At 48.6% G+C, this 15526-nt stretch carries 12 protein-coding genes; 6 read left to right on the plus strand and 6 right to left on the minus strand.

The features are described 5' to 3' along the window. The first annotated feature begins 57 nt into the window (after window positions 1-57). The 3 genes from V7Q13_RS00985 (at window position 58) to V7Q13_RS00995 (ending at window position 4375) form a co-directional block, all read left to right on the plus strand. Window positions 58-3153 (plus strand): VPS10 domain-containing protein, encoded by a 3096-nt coding sequence (locus tag V7Q13_RS00985; RefSeq protein ID WP_333798809.1) that lies wholly within the window; start codon window positions 58-60, stop codon window positions 3151-3153. An 82-nt stretch (window positions 3154-3235) separates the two neighbouring features. Further along, window positions 3236-3634 carry a YciI family protein gene (locus V7Q13_RS00990; protein WP_333798810.1) on the plus strand — a complete coding sequence of 133 codons (399 nt, stop codon included), beginning with the start codon at window positions 3236-3238 and terminating at the stop codon, window positions 3632-3634. A 3-nt stretch (window positions 3635-3637) separates the two neighbouring features. After that, on the plus strand, window positions 3638-4375 hold the full coding sequence (locus V7Q13_RS00995) for a class I SAM-dependent methyltransferase (RefSeq protein ID WP_333798811.1): 738 nt from the start codon (window positions 3638-3640) through the stop codon (window positions 4373-4375). Window positions 4376-4379: 4 nt separating this feature from the next. On the opposite strand, the gene V7Q13_RS01000 is transcribed toward V7Q13_RS00995, so the two are convergent. The 3 genes from V7Q13_RS01000 to gcvP form a co-directional block, all read right to left on the minus strand. After that, complete coding sequence (locus tag V7Q13_RS01000) at window positions 4380-5228, minus strand: aminotransferase class IV (RefSeq protein ID WP_333798812.1); 849 nt, start codon at window positions 5226-5228, stop codon at window positions 4380-4382. A gap of 95 nt (window positions 5229-5323) precedes the next feature. Continuing rightward, window positions 5324-5731, minus strand: a complete 408-nt coding sequence (locus V7Q13_RS01005) for a hypothetical protein (protein ID WP_333798813.1) — start codon at window positions 5729-5731, stop codon at window positions 5324-5326. A gap of 164 nt (window positions 5732-5895) precedes the next feature. Then, on the minus strand, window positions 5896-8784 hold the full coding sequence (gene gcvP, locus V7Q13_RS01010) for an aminomethyl-transferring glycine dehydrogenase (protein WP_333798814.1): 2889 nt from the start codon (window positions 8782-8784) through the stop codon (window positions 5896-5898). A 199-nt stretch (window positions 8785-8983) separates the two neighbouring features. On the opposite strand from gcvP, the gene V7Q13_RS01015 reads away from it, so the two are divergent. After that, window positions 8984-9469, plus strand: coding sequence for a YkgJ family cysteine cluster protein (locus V7Q13_RS01015; RefSeq protein WP_333798815.1), 486 nt, complete (start codon window positions 8984-8986; stop codon window positions 9467-9469). A 57-nt stretch (window positions 9470-9526) separates the two neighbouring features. Next, window positions 9527-10621: a glycosyltransferase family 4 protein gene (locus tag V7Q13_RS01020; protein WP_333798816.1), complete on the plus strand. Its 1095-nt coding sequence runs from the start codon at window positions 9527-9529 to the stop codon at window positions 10619-10621. Window positions 10622-10676: 55 nt separating this feature from the next. Here the strand turns inward: V7Q13_RS01020 and pgi are convergent, their stop codons facing one another. Further along, window positions 10677-12308: a glucose-6-phosphate isomerase gene (gene pgi, locus V7Q13_RS01025; protein WP_333798817.1), complete on the minus strand. Its 1632-nt coding sequence runs from the start codon at window positions 12306-12308 to the stop codon at window positions 10677-10679. A gap of 91 nt (window positions 12309-12399) precedes the next feature. Continuing rightward, window positions 12400-13422 (minus strand): threonine aldolase family protein, encoded by a 1023-nt coding sequence (locus V7Q13_RS01030; RefSeq protein ID WP_333798818.1) that lies wholly within the window; start codon window positions 13420-13422, stop codon window positions 12400-12402. Window positions 13423-13826: 404 nt separating this feature from the next. Between V7Q13_RS01030 and V7Q13_RS01035 the strand changes: the two genes are divergently transcribed. Then, window positions 13827-14684, plus strand: coding sequence for a sigma-70 family RNA polymerase sigma factor (locus V7Q13_RS01035; RefSeq protein WP_333798819.1), 858 nt, complete (start codon window positions 13827-13829; stop codon window positions 14682-14684). A 205-nt stretch (window positions 14685-14889) separates the two neighbouring features. On the opposite strand, the gene rnhA is transcribed toward V7Q13_RS01035, so the two are convergent. Continuing rightward, window positions 14890-15375 (minus strand): ribonuclease HI, encoded by a 486-nt coding sequence (gene rnhA, locus V7Q13_RS01040; protein ID WP_333798820.1) that lies wholly within the window; start codon window positions 15373-15375, stop codon window positions 14890-14892. Window positions 15376-15526: the final 151 nt, after the last annotated feature.

The following is a 15526-nucleotide window of genomic DNA, read 5'->3' on the forward strand; positions in this document are numbered from 1 at the left end:
TGATGACTGCATGTTTGTGTGGCTCTTGTTTTTCTCTTCACCCAAAAACTTTTTTGCATGAAGAAATTACTCACGGCCCTGTTGTGTGTGCCTGCCACATTGAGCATGGCACAAACCAAAATCAACAGCGCCACTTTTGGTATGATGGAAGCCCGCTGGCTGGGCCCCGGCACCATGAGTGGACGCATTACTGCCATTCAGGGCGTTAATAACGAACCCAAAACCATTTACATCGGCACAGCCGGTGGTGGTGTTTGGAAAACCACCAACAGTGGCGCTTCTTTCAAACCCATTTTCGATAAATATTGCCAAAGCATTGGCGCCGTTGCAGTCGATCAAAAAAATCCGAAAGTAATTTTTGTAGGTACTGGCGAAAGCAACATGCGTAACTCGGTATCTATTGGCAATGGCCTGTACAAAACCACCGATGCCGGGGACAACTGGACCAAAGTGGGTGGCCTCGATAGTACAGAACACATTGCAGAAATCGTCATCAATCCCAAGAACAGCAACGAAGTGTATGTGGCTGCTCCCGGCCCATTGTGGAGCGATAGCAAACACCGCGGTTTGTACAAAAGCGAAGACGGTGGCAAAACTTTTAAGCAGGTGTTGTACATCAGCGAAAAAGCCGGTGCTGCCGATGTAGCCATCGATCCGGAAAATCCGAATGTGGTGTATGCTACTACGTGGGAGTTTCGCCGGAAGCCATACTCTTTCAACAGTGGCGGCCCCGGTGGCGGCATTTGGAAAAGCCTCGACGGTGGTAAAAACTGGCGCCGCATTCAGAGCGGATTGCCACAAGGTTTGATTGGCCGTGTGGCCCTGGCCATGGCGCCATCTTCACCCAAAAATCTGGTGGCCATTGCCGAGTTGGAAAACAACAAAACCGGTTTGTACATCAGCGATGACGGTGGCGAAAACTGGAAGGCGCAAAGTGCTTCGCTCAATGTGGTGAGCCGGCCTTTTTATTTTGCTTGCATAGAAGTGGATCCGAAAGATCCCAAGCGGGTGTATCGTCCTGCATTTTCATTTGCGTACAGCGTAGACGGTGGCTACAGCTTTGCCGAAGCCAGCAGCGAAGGTGGCTGGGTACACAGCGACCATCATGCGTTGTGGATTAATCCTAACGCTACCAACGAACTTTGGTTAGGTACCGATGGGGGCGTTTATCTGAGTTTGGATAAAGGCGCCACCTGGTCGTTCAAAGGCAATTTACCCGTGGGTCAGTTTTATCATGTAGCTGTAGACAATGCTAACCCATATCGTATTTATGGCGGCTTGCAAGACAATGGCAGTTGGGTAGCACCCAGTGCTGCACCCGGTGGTGTAAGCAATGCGGTGTGGCAAGATGTATATGGTGGCGATGGTTTCTGGACCGTGCCCGATGCCAAAGACCCCAACATTTGCTTTGCCGAATATCAGGGTGGCAACATGGCCCGTGTAAACCTTACCAATGGAAAAGCAGTAGCCATTCAACCCCAAAAGGGCCCCGGCGATGAAGACCTGCGCTGGAACTGGAATACGCCGTTGTATGTAGGTACTTATACAGGGGCATTGTATTGCGGGGCGCAGTACGTGTACCGCAGCACCGATCAGGGCCGCAACTGGACCCGCATTTCGCCAGACCTTACTACCAACGACAAAAACAAACAAAAGCAAGAAGAGAGTGGTGGCCTGAGTGCAGATAACACGTCTGCCGAAAATCACTGTACTGTATTTACGATAGCCGAAAGTCCGGTGGATGGCAACATGATATGGGCCGGCACCGACGATGGCAATTTGCAATACACATTGGATGGCGGTAAAACCTGGACCAACGTGGCTGCCAACTATGCCGCTGCGGGCATACCTGCACAAACATGGGTGAGCAGCATTGAGCCCAGCGGGTTTGATAAAAATGTTGTGTACGCTACGTTTGACAACCACATGTACGGCGATCACAAAACCTATGTGGCCCGTAGCAACGACATGGGTAAAACATGGACCCTGCTAAAAGGCAGTGAAGCCATGGAAGGTTTTGCCCATAAAATAAAAGAAGACCTGAAGAACAAAGACCTGTTGTTTGCCGGTACCGAAATGGGTTTGTATTGCTCTACCAATGGCGGTAAAGAATGGTTCCGCATGAAGAACAACATTCCATGGTATGCTTTGGTAAGAGACATAGCCATTCATCCAACCAAGCATGATTTGGTGTTGGGTACGCATGGCCGTGGTGTCATTGTCGTAGATGATATCAGCCCGATACGTAACATGACTGAAGATGTAGCTGCAAAAGACATTGTGCTGCTGAAGCCTGAAAAACTCACGTTGAGAGATGGTCAGTTTGGTGGTGGTGGTTTCCCAGGCACCGGCGGCTGGAATGGTGGCAACCCGCCCAGCATTCAGCCCATTAAGTATTACCTGAAAGACAGGGTAAGCAGTGGCGATGTAAAAGTGGAAATTGTAGACAAAGATGGCAAGCTGGTGCAGAGCATTCCTGCTACCAAGCGTAAGGGCATCAACATGGTGACCTGGAACCTGCGGGGTACGCCACCCAAAATGGCAGAAGGCGGTGTGAAGCTCGACTTTGGCGCCTTTACTGCCCCCATGGTATTGCCCGGCGAGTACACCGTAAAACTCGTGGTAGGCGACAAAGTGGTAACGGAACAGATAACGGTGGTACACGATGAAAAAGGCGACATGACACTTGAAGAACGCAAGCAGCAATATGATGCTGCTATGAAGTTGTTCAACATGCAGGAGGAGCTGGCAGCTTTAGTAGACACTATTAGCAAAACACAAGAAAAGCTGAAGGGAAATATTGAAAAACTGCAAAACAAAAAAAACCGACAGGCTGCTCAGGAGTACTACGATAAACTGGAAGAACTGCGGGGCAAACTAATGGCTACCAAAAACAAAAGCATGTTTGCCGATGAAAAGCGTTTGAAAGAAGAAATCAGCGAAGTGTACACGGCTGTGGCAGGCAATGAGGCTGCACCCAGCAACATGCAAATACAGCGTATTGATTTGCTGAAACAAGATTTGCAAAAGCAGGACGGAGCCACCAAAGCTGTGATGCAACAGTATCATCAAAAAGTAATGCAGGCTTTTGAAAAAGAAAAAATCTATCTCGGGCCAAAACTAAAAGTGAGTGGCGCTGGAACTAGCGGCTAAATCTTACAATAGTTATTGATACAGCCCGGCACGTTTGTGTCGGGCTGTTTTGTACCGTACATTTCCTGTAAAATCAACCCTCATGAAAGCCATTCTTTTTTCATGCCTGTGCATGCTGCTGATAACGCCAACCAATGCGCAACAAACCAACAAAGCAGAAACGCCGAAATACGAAATGAAGCAATACTGGTTTGTAATGCTTACAAAAGGCAAAGACCGGGATAAGATTACAGACACGGCTGTCATTAATAAGTTGCAGGCAGGGCACATGGCCAATATGCAGGTAATGGCAGATATGGGCAAACTCATTGTAGCCGGGCCTTTTGGCGACGACGGCAACTGGCGGGGTATTTTTATTTTTGATGCCGCCAGCAAAGAAGAAGTAGAAAAATTATTGCAAACAGATCCGGCCATCAAAGCAGGCAGGCTCGATTATGAAATTCATCCCTGGTGGACGGCCAAGGGAACGACGTTTAAATAAAACATGAAAGATTTGTTTTCAGCACATGCTGCAGCCTATGCAGTTTACCGGCCAACTTATCCGGTTGCATTGGGTAAAGCCATTGCAAAACTGCAGCGGTACAAAGGGGTGGCTTGGGATTGTGCCACTGGTAACGGTCAGCTGGCTATGCAACTGGCTGAGCACTTCACCTTGGTGTGTGCTTCTGATACCAGTGCTGCGCAACTCCGGCAAGCACCGGCCAACAATTCCATTCACTACAGTGTGCAGCCTGCCGAGCATACCGATTATCCCGATCATTATTTTGATGTGGTTACCGTGGCGCAAGCCATTCACTGGTTGGATTTGGAAGCTTTTTACAATGAAGTACGCCGTGTAGCCAAACCGGAAGGACACCTGGTAGTGATTGGGTATGGTTTGTGCAACATCAACAAAGCAGTAGATGCTTGGTTGCATGAGTTTTATTATAATACGATACACGCCTACTGGGAGCCTGAAAGAAAAATGTTGGATGATGGTTATGCCTCTTTACCGTTTCCTTTTCGGGAAGTGTCGTTTCCTTCACTACAGATGAAAATGGAATGGACAGCAACGCAGTTTATTCACTACCTGAACACCTGGTCTGCTGTGCAAAAATGCATGGCTGAAACAAAAGTCAATCCACTTGACGACGCCTCAGAAAAATTATGGAAAATTTGGCCAGCTGCAGAAAAGCGCATCGTTCGCTGGCCATTGTTTATTAAAGCTGGTGCTATGCGTTAATAGCTCATGTATTTGCCAGCAGTTCCATTTCATACTGATGCAAAGCCTGCATTAATTCTAGTGTTACTTTGCCTGGTTGGCCATTGCCCACTGGCATTCCATCAATTGTAGTAACGGGTAATATGCCCTTAGTAGTACTGGTGATGAATACTTCTGCAGCGTTGCGTAAATCAGCAATCGTTACATAGGTACATTCAACAGAAACATGTTGGCTGGCAATGCTCAATACTTGCTGACGGGTAATGCCTTTCAGCATGTTGTGCTCAGGGGTAAGCAACACGCCTTCTACATTTACAACGAACACATTGCTACGGGGACTTTCGGTGAGTAAGCCATTGGCATAATACAATACATCGCTGGCACCGGCTGCGGCTATCTGCGGCAGCAGCCAAATGCCACGGGTGTAGTTGATGCTTTTTACATCTGGCATTTCCCGCTGGTATTCATGGGTGATAACTGCGATGCCTTTGGCATAATCGTCTTCTTTTTTTGCAGGCAATGGTTGTGTAGTGATGATGATGTTAGGACTGGCAATGCTGTAGCCATTGGGTGCATAGCCGGCAGTCACCAATATTTTAACACCGGCATCCTGCACATGGTTGGCGTTCAGCAATTGCTGAATAAGACTTTTCCAACGCTCCACATCTTCATCTATTGGCAAATGCATGTGTTGGGCAGAGTGAAACAATCGTTTCAAATGTGCATCGAGGTGCATGGGTATGCCTTGCATCACTTTAAAAAAATCGAACACACCGTAGCCTCTGTTTAGTGCCATATCATCGAGCCCGATGGCTGCTGTGCTGCGGGGTTGCAGGCTACCATTGATGATGCAGTAAGGATGAAGATTTGCCATACGCAAATGTGCAAATTGCTTTTGGGATTGACCAATAAAAGAAACCCCTCCGCTCTGTTTCAAACGAAGGGGTAATGTATAGCTGAGAAAAATGCTTATGGATCGATGCGGGCAGAAATTTCACCTGCAATGGTAGCCTGTGCAAAACTGTAGAGCAACCAGGTACCCACTGTAGTGGCAGATACATCAATGGCACTGTACAATAAAATCATGGCGGGCAAAGAAGCAATCAATGCATACACCAAGCCCAGTTCCAAACCTTTCAGCATCCAGTTGCCGGCAAATGATTCTTTAAAACGAGTCCAGAACCAAGACAGCGCAAATGCTAATACAATGGGTTGTATAAAGTACAACAGGTTTCGGTTTTCATCATTGGTGAATGATGGCTTAAAATAATCTTCAACTATGCTCTCTGGCAAGTTGGGCATAATAATGAGGCACAAGTATGCAAAGAGAACAAGCACAATACTTGAAACCGAAGCGGCAATCAAATGTTTTTTCATTGGTTAGATGTTATGGTACAAATCTAATCTGCATACATATGTTTAATTAATGACAAACATCAGGTCGCAACCTGTTATTTAACGGCTTTGTGGATTGCTGTGGAAATCGTATACAATAAAAAAAGCCTCCGGGGGGAGGCCTTTTTTATTGTATCAATAATGGCTTACGCTGAAGCATCTGCATAGGCTGATGTTGGCTCACAGGTACATATCAGGTTTCTATCGCCATGCGTATTGTTGATGCGGCTTACGGTTGGCCAAAACTTGTTTTGCATCACATAAGGCAGCGGAAATACGGCTACCTGACGGCTGTAGGGTCTGTCCCAGCCATCATTCATGGCTACTTCCAGCGTATGTGGTGCATGCTTCAGCGGGTTGTTGGCTTTGTCCATTTGGCCGTTTTCAATAGCCGCTATCTCTGCCCGAATGCTAATCAATGCATCGCAAAAACGATCGAGTTCTGCTTTGTCTTCGCTTTCGGTAGGTTCAATCATAATGGTGCCTGGTACCGGGAAGCTCATGGTTGGCGCATGGAAACCATAATCCATCAAACGCTTGGCCACATCTTCTGCTTCTACACCGGCTGTATTTTTAAACGGCCGCAGGTCTACAATAAATTCATGGGCACAAGTGCCATTGATACCCGTGTACAAAATGGGGTAATGCTCTTGCAAGCGGGCCCGCATGTAGTTGGCATTCAAAATGGCGTACTCAGTGGCTTTGCGCAAACCAACCGCACCCAGCATACGGATGTACGCATAGCTGATGAGCAGGATAGAAGCAGAACCAAACGGGGCTGCACTTACGCCACGCATGCTGCCATTGCTTTGAGCAATTTCTTGCATGGGCATGCTCATAAAGCTATCTTTCAAATGGCTGCGGAAGCAAATGGGGCCCATGCCAGGACCGCCACCGCCATGCGGAATAGCAAATGTTTTGTGCAGGTTGAGGTGGCATACATCGGCACCAATGGCTGCAGGTGAGGTGAGGCCAACCTGCGCATTCATGTTGGCACCATCCATATACACTTGTCCGCCGTGCTCATGCACCAGGGCGCAAATGTCTTTTACGGTTTCTTCGAAAATACCATAGGTGCTGGGGTAAGTAATCATGGTGCCGGCCAGCTCATTACTGTATTGAGCCACTTTTGCTTTGAAGTCTTCTACATCAATGTAGCCGTTATCCAAAGCCTTTACCACAACCACTTTCATACCAGCCATTACAGCACTGGCAGGGTTGGTGCCGTGGGCACTAATCGGAATCAGCATCACATTGCGCTGCGGCTGATTGTTTTTGAGGTGATAGTTGCGAATGGCCAGCAAACCAGCGTATTCGCCCTGTGCACCACTGTTGGGTTGCAACCAGCACTCATCAAAGCCTGTAACGGAACACAGGTACTGATTAAGCGATGCCATCATTTCATGATAGCCCTGTACCTGAGCTACCGGTGCAAACGGATGCAACTTGCTCCAGTTCGGAGAGCTCAAAGGCATCATTTCGCTGGCAGCGTTCAGTTTCATGGTACAGCTGCCGAGGCTAATCATACTGGTATTGAGCGACAGGTCTTTGTTTTCGAGGCTCTTGATGTAACGCATCATCTGGCTTTCGCTGCGGTGTGTGTTGAACACGGCATGCTCCAAAAACGCAGAAGTGCGAACAGCAAATGTTGGAATATTGCTGAGTGATGCTTCATCATCAAACACAATGCTGGCTGCTTCGTGCTGAACGGCCAGCGCAAATACCTGTGCGATATCGAGCACATCATGCTGCGTGGTGGTTTCATCCAGCGAAATGCTGATTTGCGTAGCACCTGCATAGCGGAAGTTCATTTTGTAAGCCTCCGCTATTTCTTTAATGGCTGCTGCTTTATCTGTGCTGATACTCAGCGTATCGAAATAATGTGTATGCGCTACGGTAAAGCCTAACTCTGTAAGCGCAGTGGCCAACACATTCGTCAGCAGGCTTACACGTTTGGCAATTTTCTTCAGGCCATCGGGGCCGTGGTACACGGCATACATGGCGGCCATATTGGCCAGCAATGCCTGTGCCGTACAAATATTGGAAGTGGCTTTTTCCCGCTTGATGTGTTGCTCACGGGTTTGCAGCGCCATCCGCAAGGCCCGCTTGCCTTGTGCATCAATGCTGATACCAATAATGCGGCCGGGCATGGCTCTTTTGAATTCGTCTTTGGCTGCAAAGAATGCAGCATGCGGGCCACCAAAACCCATGGGTACACCAAAGCGTTGAGCAGAGCCAAACGCAATATCAGCACCCAGTTCGCCGGGGCTGGTGAGCAGGGTAAGGGCCAACAAATCGGTACCCATGGCTACGCCGGCACCTGCTGCATGTACTTTATCAATGAAAGAACGATAGTCTTCGATGCTGCCCGAAGCATTGGGGTACTGGAGCAACGCACCAAAGAAAGTGTTGTCGATGGTGGCTGTTTTGTAATCGCCGATTATTACTTCAATGTTCAGCGGAGTAGCACGGGTAATCACTACGTCTACCACCTGCGGAAATACTTGTGCATCTACAAAAAACTTAGGGGCCTGCGCTACATCCGATTTGTTCACGTTGTGAAACAACAGGTTCATGGCTTCTGCAGCAGCGGTGGCTTCGTCGAGCAGGCTGGCGTTGGCAATGGGCAAACCTGTCAGGTCGGTTACCATGGTTTGGTAGTTCAGCAGGCTTTCCAAACGGCCCTGACTAATCTCGGCCTGGTAAGGCGTGTATTGTGTATACCAACCTGGGTTCTCAAAAATGTTGCGCAAAATCACACTCGGTGTATGCGTATCGTAATAGCCCTGACCTATGTAGCTTTTGAATACCTCATTTTTTTGCGACAGCTCATGCAGGTGCTGCAGCAAAGCGGCCTCGCTGAGGGCATCGGGTACGTTGAGCGGCGCCTGCAGTCGGATGGCTTCAGGAACGGTTTTGTCTACCAATGCATCTACGCTTTTTTCTCCAATCACTACGAGCATTGCGGCTTCGCTTCCCAGTGTGCCAATATGCCTGCCCTGAAATTCATTCGACTGTTGCTCAAACAAGTTCATACCCGGTTGTTATTTTAAAAATGATATACGGTTGATAACGGAAACAATGACGATTGGACGCTAAAGCAGCATCGAACCATGATTTTAACCCAGTAAGACCGTAGAAAGTTTGAAAATTTGCGCTGCAAAGGTAACATAGTGCATCCGAAGGCCATCTTTGTGTGAGCATTGGTGTGCATAAAATTGAATAGCGTTTAACATGGCGAATGAACTGCCGCAAAACTGGCAAAAGAAAGCGGCCGAATACCAGAAGAAATACAAGCATTGGCTGCAAAAAGTAGAAGTGCGTAAGGTGCTGAAAGTGCTGCCCGAAGTACATGAGGCCGTATTTGAAGAAGTGGACTGCCTGAGCTGTGCGGCCTGCTGCAAAAACTATTCGCCGCGGTTTAAAACACCCGATATCAAACGCATCAGCAAGGTGCTCCGGATGAAGGAGTCGGCCTTTATTGACACTTACCTGCGGCTGGATGATGAGTGCGACTATGTGGTGAAGCAATCGCCCTGCCCGTTTTTGGGTGCCGATAATTTTTGCAGCATTTACGAAGATCGCCCTTCCGATTGTAGCCGTTTTCCCTACACCGATGAAGATGTGTTGCTGCTGCGCAAAAACATCACCTTGAAAAATGCCAGCTTTTGCCCGGCTGTTTTTGTGGCCTTGGAAAAACTCACCCTGCGCTTTCCCTGATGACCATTCAACAACTGCTTTTGCTGTAACATTGTACTGATTGTAAACAACTAACCCATGTCTGTAGCCAGAGTATTGATTGCTGATGCACCCATCCCTTCGCCGGGCTATGGATCATGGTCGCAGCGCATTACATATTTGCTGGAGCAGTATCCGGGCAATGTGGTGGATTATGTGATTGGAAATAATGGTGCCGATGCATTTCATTCGGCCCGCACCAAAAGGTACAACCTGCAACTGCGCCACAACCGACTCATGAACCGGTTGCTGAAACACTGGAAATTTCAGGCCTACAAAACAGCCTTGCAGGAGATAGCCGCCCAACATGAGCAGTTAATCATTTGTATTGTTGATTCCATTCGTACCAAGCATGCTGTGTGGCATTTTTTGGGGCAAATGAATATGCGGCACAAATGCAAAATCATTTACTACCAGTGTGGTTATTCTACCTACTTACCCAGCGATAAATACGAAGCGTTGATGGAAGGGGTGGATGAAGTCATTTACTTGAGCAAGCATTCCTATTTATACGAACTGGAGCACAATCCATCATTGCCTTTTACGGCGCATGTGTTGCACAATCCTATTGACAACAAGCGATGCTTTCCCCTGACGCCTGCGGCAAAGCAAGCATTACGGAAAGAACTCGGCATGCATAACGGATGCCAATTTGTGTGGTCGAGCCAGCACCGCAAAAAGAAGGGATTGGAAGTGATTTTGAAAGCGTGGAAACAACTCGATCATAAGGCCTTACACGCAACCCTGCATGTGGTAGGTGCCGATACGGGTGAGCAAATTCCGGGTGTTGTTTTTCATGGGCGCCAACCCAACCACGAAGTACACCGCTACTTGCAGGCGGCGGATATTGGTTTGTTCTCACCCTTATGGACGGAAGGCTTTGGCCTGAGCCTGGCTGAGCAAATGAGTTGTGGTTTGTATTGCATTTCGTCTTGGGTAGGAGGTGTAAAAGATTATTTCGATGCGGCCCGTTTTGGCGAAGCCATTGAAACACCGAACATGCCTGCCGCTTGGGCAGCAGCCATGCAACGGGCAGTAGAAAAAGTTTCCGGTTTTCAATCACCTGCACTGCAAGGTCCCGTGTTTCTCACCTACGATGAATGGTGTGAACGGTTCTGCGATCTTCTCGCATAAAAAATCGGCCATGGCATTGCTGCCATGGCCGATGAATATTCATAGATATTGTCAGTTATCCTTTACGCCAATTTTTAAAGGCGTTGATCAAACCGTTGGTGCTGCTGTCGTGGCTGCTGATGCTGTCGGCATCTTTCAACTCAGGCAAAATTTTATTGGCCAGCTGCTTGCCCAGCTCTACACCCCACTGATCGAAGCTGTAAATATTCCAGATGACGCCTTGCACAAAAATCTTGTGTTCGTACATGGCAATCAGTTGCCCCAATACAAAGGGCGTTATCTGTTTTACCAAAATGCTGTTGGTAGGTTTGTTGCCTTCAAACACTTTGAATGGAATCAAATCCGCCGGTACATTTTCTGCAGCACAGGCTGCTGCCGTTTTGCCATTCATGAGGGCTTCTGTTTGCGCAAAAAAGTTGCTCAACAGTTTTTCATGATGATCGCCAATGGGGTTGTGGCTGATAGCGGGTGCAATAAAATCGCAGGGTATCAGCTGTGTGCCCTGATGAATGAGCTGGTAAAAAGCATGCTGCCCGTTGGTGCCGGGTTCACCCCAAATAATGGGGCCAGTGCTGTAGGTCACCCGGTTGCCATTGCGATCTGTGGTTTTACCGTTGCTTTCCATATTGCCTTGTTGGAAATAAGCAGCAAAGCGGTGCAGGTATTGGTCGTAAGGCAAAATGGCTTCGCTGGCAGCATCAAAAAAATTCGTGTACCAGAGGCCAATTAAAGCCAGCAGTACGGGCATGTTTTTATCAAACGAGCTGTGGCGAAAATGCTGGTCCATGCTGCGGGCACCCTGCAGTAGTTGCGCAAAATTGTTGTAGCCAATGGTGAGGGCAATGCTCAGTCCAATGGCACTCCATAAGCTGTAGCGACCGCCCACCCAATCCCAAAACGCAAACATGTTGCTGGGGTGAATACCAAATGCTGTAACGGCCTTTTCATTGGTGCTGAGGGCAGCAAAATGTTTGGCTACAAAAGCTTCATCCTTCGCATGCTCCAGAAACCAGCTACGAGCCGTGTGAGCATTCGTCATGGTTTCTTGCGTGGTAAAGGTTTTGCTGGCTACCAAAAACAGCGTTTCATCCGGCGTTACTTTTTTCAACGTTTCCGCCATGTGCGTACCGTCGATATTGCTTACAAAATAGGTTTGTATGCCGGGCACCCAGTAAGGCTTCAATGCCTCGGTGACCATCACGGGGCCAAGGTCGCTGCCACCAATACCAATGTTCACAATGTATTTGATGGGCTTGCCGGTGTAGCCTTTCCATTCGCCGCTATGGATGCGTTGGCAAAAGGCTTCCATTTGTTGCAGCACGGCATGCACTTGCGGCACTACATTTTCGCCCTGTGCTGTAAATGTATCAGTAGGGTTGGAGCGAAGAGCCACATGCAATACGCTGCGGTTTTCGGTATGGTTGATGGCTTCGCCGCCAAACATGGCTTCAATGGCTTGTGGCAGGCCACATTCATTGGCCAACTGTTGCAGCAGTGTCAGCGTTTCTTCGGTAATGATGTTTTTAGAATAGTCGAGCAACACATCGCCTTCGCTGAGGCTAAACTGTTGAAAACGGTCGGGCGTTTGTGCAAACAGGTCTTTGATGTGCAGCTGCTTCATGCGTTGTGCATGCGTGGCCAGCTGTTGCCATGCCTGCGTATTGGTTGGAGCTATTTTCGGGAACATAGATTGCTTGTGTTTTGCTTGTGATTTGCGGCCGCAAGTTAGCCAGAAATGCCAACTGCCGCCTGATGTAACTCATGTTTCGGTAAATGGCTTACGCTGGCATTTGCTGCAGTATGTCGCACAGTTTATCGGTGTCGGTATCGCTTACACCAAGGTGAAACACAAACCGTATGCTCTGCGAATTGATGGCAAGGCAACGCACATCCTGCTCCTGCAATTGCTGCACCAACTTGGCGGCGGGCATGGCATCGGTAGTGTTGAAAATGAGGATATTGGTTTCTACTGGCAGCACTTCTTTTACCCAGCTCTTGCTTTGCAATACCTGCGCTACGGCTGCCGCATGGGCATGGTCTTTGGCTAGCAGCGGCAAATGATGATTAACGGCATAGATACCTGCTGCTGCCAGATAACCGGCCTGCCGCATGCCACCACCCAGCACCTTGCGTATGCGGCGGGCTTTTTTTATGTCGGCAGCAGTGCCGAGCAGCACACTGCCTACGGGAGTGCCCATGCCCTTGCTCAGGCAAACAGAAATGCTGTTGAACACACGGCCATATTGGGCGGGTGTTTCCTGCTTGGCTACCAGTGCATTCCACAGGCGGGCACCATCCAGGTGCAGCTTCAGGCCATTGGCTACGCACACTTCTTTAATGGCTTCAATGTCGGCGAAGTTGTAGCAGGCACCACCGCCACGGTTGCTGGTATTTTCCAGTACCACCAGGCTGCTGTGCGGTTTGTGTACATCATCGGGTTGAATGGCTGCGGCCACTTGTGGGGCAGTAATGCGGCCACGGTTGCCCTGCAGCAGCGTTACCGAACAGGCAGAATTAACGGCAATGCCACCGCCTTCGTATTGGTACACATGGCTCAGCTGGTCGCAAATCACATCGTCGCCGGGCTGGGTATGCATTTTAATGCCAATCTGATTGGTCATGGTTCCACTGGGACAAAACAGACCTGCTTCCATGCCAAATTGTTGGGCCAGCATGGTTTCGAGTTCGTTTACCGTGGGGTCTTCGCCAAACACGTCGTCGCCTACAGGTGCAGCCATCATGGCTTGCAGCATGCCGGGCGTGGGTTGGGTAAATGTATCGGAGCGGAGTTCTATGGCCATATTATTTGCTTGTGTTGAAGAATAACGGCCACGAAAATAACCAAGCACAGTCAACTCGTTGCGGGGCTTCGATGGCCCCTACCGGTTTTGCCCTTTTGTGGCCCATGCGGGCAAAAGTTTTCCACCCCAATGCTTCCCGTTTCGTTAATGGACTGTCATTTTTTGGAGCTTCCTGTACCTTTTTGCAGTAAAACTGTTGGTAATAGCGTCTTATACACCAGGAATGCAGCAGGTGCCGGCCGATTAAATGAAAACAGGCTATGAAAAGCAGAAAATGAACAGTACCTTTGCAGCCCTTTTGCAATGGCTTTATTCACATTGTGAACAAACCAATGATACAGGGCATGAAAAAGAAGTGGGGCAGCACCTATCTTCCAAACTCGTAAAAGGAGAACCATTTTAATATGAGGCAATTAAAAATTGCTACCCAGATCACGAACCGTGATTCGCAGGCGGTAGAGAAGTACTTACAGGAAATTTCCAAAATTGGCATGATCACTCCGGAAGAGGAAACCATTTTGGCGCAACGCATCAAAATGGGTGATCAGAAGGCTCTGGAACGCCTGACCACCGCCAACCTGCGCTTTGTGGTATCAGTAGCCAAGCAGTACCAACACCAGGGTTTGTCGCTGAGCGATCTGATTAATGAAGGTAATCTGGGGCTGATCAAAGCAGCCCAGCGTTTTGATGAAACCAAGGGTTTCAAATTCATTTCTTACGCTGTATGGTGGATTCGCCAGTCCATCCTGCAGGCGTTGGCAGAGCAGGGTAGATTAGTCCGCCTGCCTCAAAACAAAATTGGCACCTACAACAAAGCCAACAAGGCTTACATGGCTTTCGAGCAAGAACATGAGCGGGAACCTTCTACAGAAGAACTGGCTGATATTCTTGAAATGAGCGAAACCGAAATCAACAACATTTTCCAGAGCAACACCCGCCACAGCAGCCTCGATGCACCCGTGCACGAAGCCGAAGACGTGGCCATGGGTGACCTGCTGGAAGGTAGCGACGACACTGACGACGATGTGATGAAAGACTCACTTCGTGAAGAAATTCGCCGTGTGCTGAAATCGTTGAGCCCTCGTGAAGCAGAAATCGTATCGGCTTACTTTGGTTTGGATGGAGAAAATGGTGTAACCATTGAGCAAATTGGTCAGAAGTATGATTTGACCAAGGAGCGTATCCGTCAGATTAAAGAAAGAGCTATTAAGCGTTTGCAAAAAGCCCGCTACAGCAACTCGCTGAAGTCGTATTTGGGATAATGCACCCCTGCATGTATCCCAAGCGAAGCGGTAGCTCATAATTTGGGATAATATGTACGGATTTCGCTCCAACGCGAAAAACGACATTGGCCCCTCGGATGTACATCTGAGGGGTTTTTTTGTGGGGGAAAGTCGGAAACCTGTATTTACATCAGTATGAAATAGCATAGTGCAAATGCAGCCTCAAGCAAGTACGTTGTATTTCCTAATTATTGGCTTCAAATTCTTCATCTACCAACAAATTGCTGCCATCGGCCGCAGATGTAGCAAGTTCGTCGCAGCGGTTGTTGTAGGGGTTATCGGCATGGCCTTTTACCCATACAAAACGCACCTGATGTTGCTTGTAAATGGCATGAAAACGCCGCCATAAATCGGGGTTTTTTTTGCCCCCGGCAAAGTTGTTGCGCAGCCATCCGTTGAGCCAGCCTTTTTCCACAGCATCCACCACATATTTGCTATCGCTGTATACTACGACTCTGGTGTTGGGTTTCTTGAGTGCTTCAAGCCCTTTGATAACGGCCAGCAGTTCCATACGGTTGTTGGTGGTGCGGCGGAAGCCTTCGGCCAATTCTTTGCGCAGCGTGCCGGCCATGAGCACCACACCATAGCCACCGGGGCCGGGGTTGCCGCGGCTGCTGCCATCGGTGTAAATAATTACTTGTGGACGAAATACTTCTTTGGATGCCATCATAGCGGCGGCGAATGTAGGAAAAATGGAGAGGGCAGCGGCATGCGATACCCACACAGGTGGATTAAGGATAACACTTGCCCAATGCCTTTTTGTGTTAAAGGCCAGGATACAATCGGATCAATGATGCCAACGGTTCGGGTATTGCCGAAGG

The organism is Phnomibacter sp. (genome assembly GCF_036803085.1).
In the GTDB taxonomy this organism is placed as follows: Bacteria; Bacteroidota; Bacteroidia; order Chitinophagales; family Chitinophagaceae; genus Phnomibacter.

Bases quoted from the DNA above. Each gene is read 5' to 3' on its own strand.
- V7Q13_RS00985 (WP_333798809.1), top strand. From the start codon at position 58: ATGAAGAAATTACTCACGGCCCTGTTGTGTGTGCCTGCCACATTGAGC.
- V7Q13_RS00990 (WP_333798810.1), top strand. From the start codon at position 3,236: ATGAAAGCCATTCTTTTTTCATGCCTGTGCATGCTGCTGATAACGCCA.
- V7Q13_RS00995 (WP_333798811.1), top strand. From the start codon at position 3,638: ATGAAAGATTTGTTTTCAGCACATGCTGCAGCCTATGCAGTTTACCGG.
- V7Q13_RS01000 (WP_333798812.1), bottom strand. From the start codon at position 5,228: ATGGCAAATCTTCATCCTTACTGCATCATCAATGGTAGCCTGCAACCC.
- V7Q13_RS01005 (WP_333798813.1), bottom strand. From the start codon at position 5,731: ATGAAAAAACATTTGATTGCCGCTTCGGTTTCAAGTATTGTGCTTGTT.
- gcvP (WP_333798814.1), bottom strand. From the start codon at position 8,784: ATGAACTTGTTTGAGCAACAGTCGAATGAATTTCAGGGCAGGCATATT.
- V7Q13_RS01015 (WP_333798815.1), top strand. From the start codon at position 8,984: ATGGCGAATGAACTGCCGCAAAACTGGCAAAAGAAAGCGGCCGAATAC.
- V7Q13_RS01020 (WP_333798816.1), top strand. From the start codon at position 9,527: ATGTCTGTAGCCAGAGTATTGATTGCTGATGCACCCATCCCTTCGCCG.
- pgi (WP_333798817.1), bottom strand. From the start codon at position 12,308: ATGTTCCCGAAAATAGCTCCAACCAATACGCAGGCATGGCAACAGCTG.
- V7Q13_RS01030 (WP_333798818.1), bottom strand. From the start codon at position 13,422: ATGGCCATAGAACTCCGCTCCGATACATTTACCCAACCCACGCCCGGC.
- V7Q13_RS01035 (WP_333798819.1), top strand. From the start codon at position 13,827: ATGAGGCAATTAAAAATTGCTACCCAGATCACGAACCGTGATTCGCAG.
- rnhA (WP_333798820.1), bottom strand. From the start codon at position 15,375: ATGATGGCATCCAAAGAAGTATTTCGTCCACAAGTAATTATTTACACC.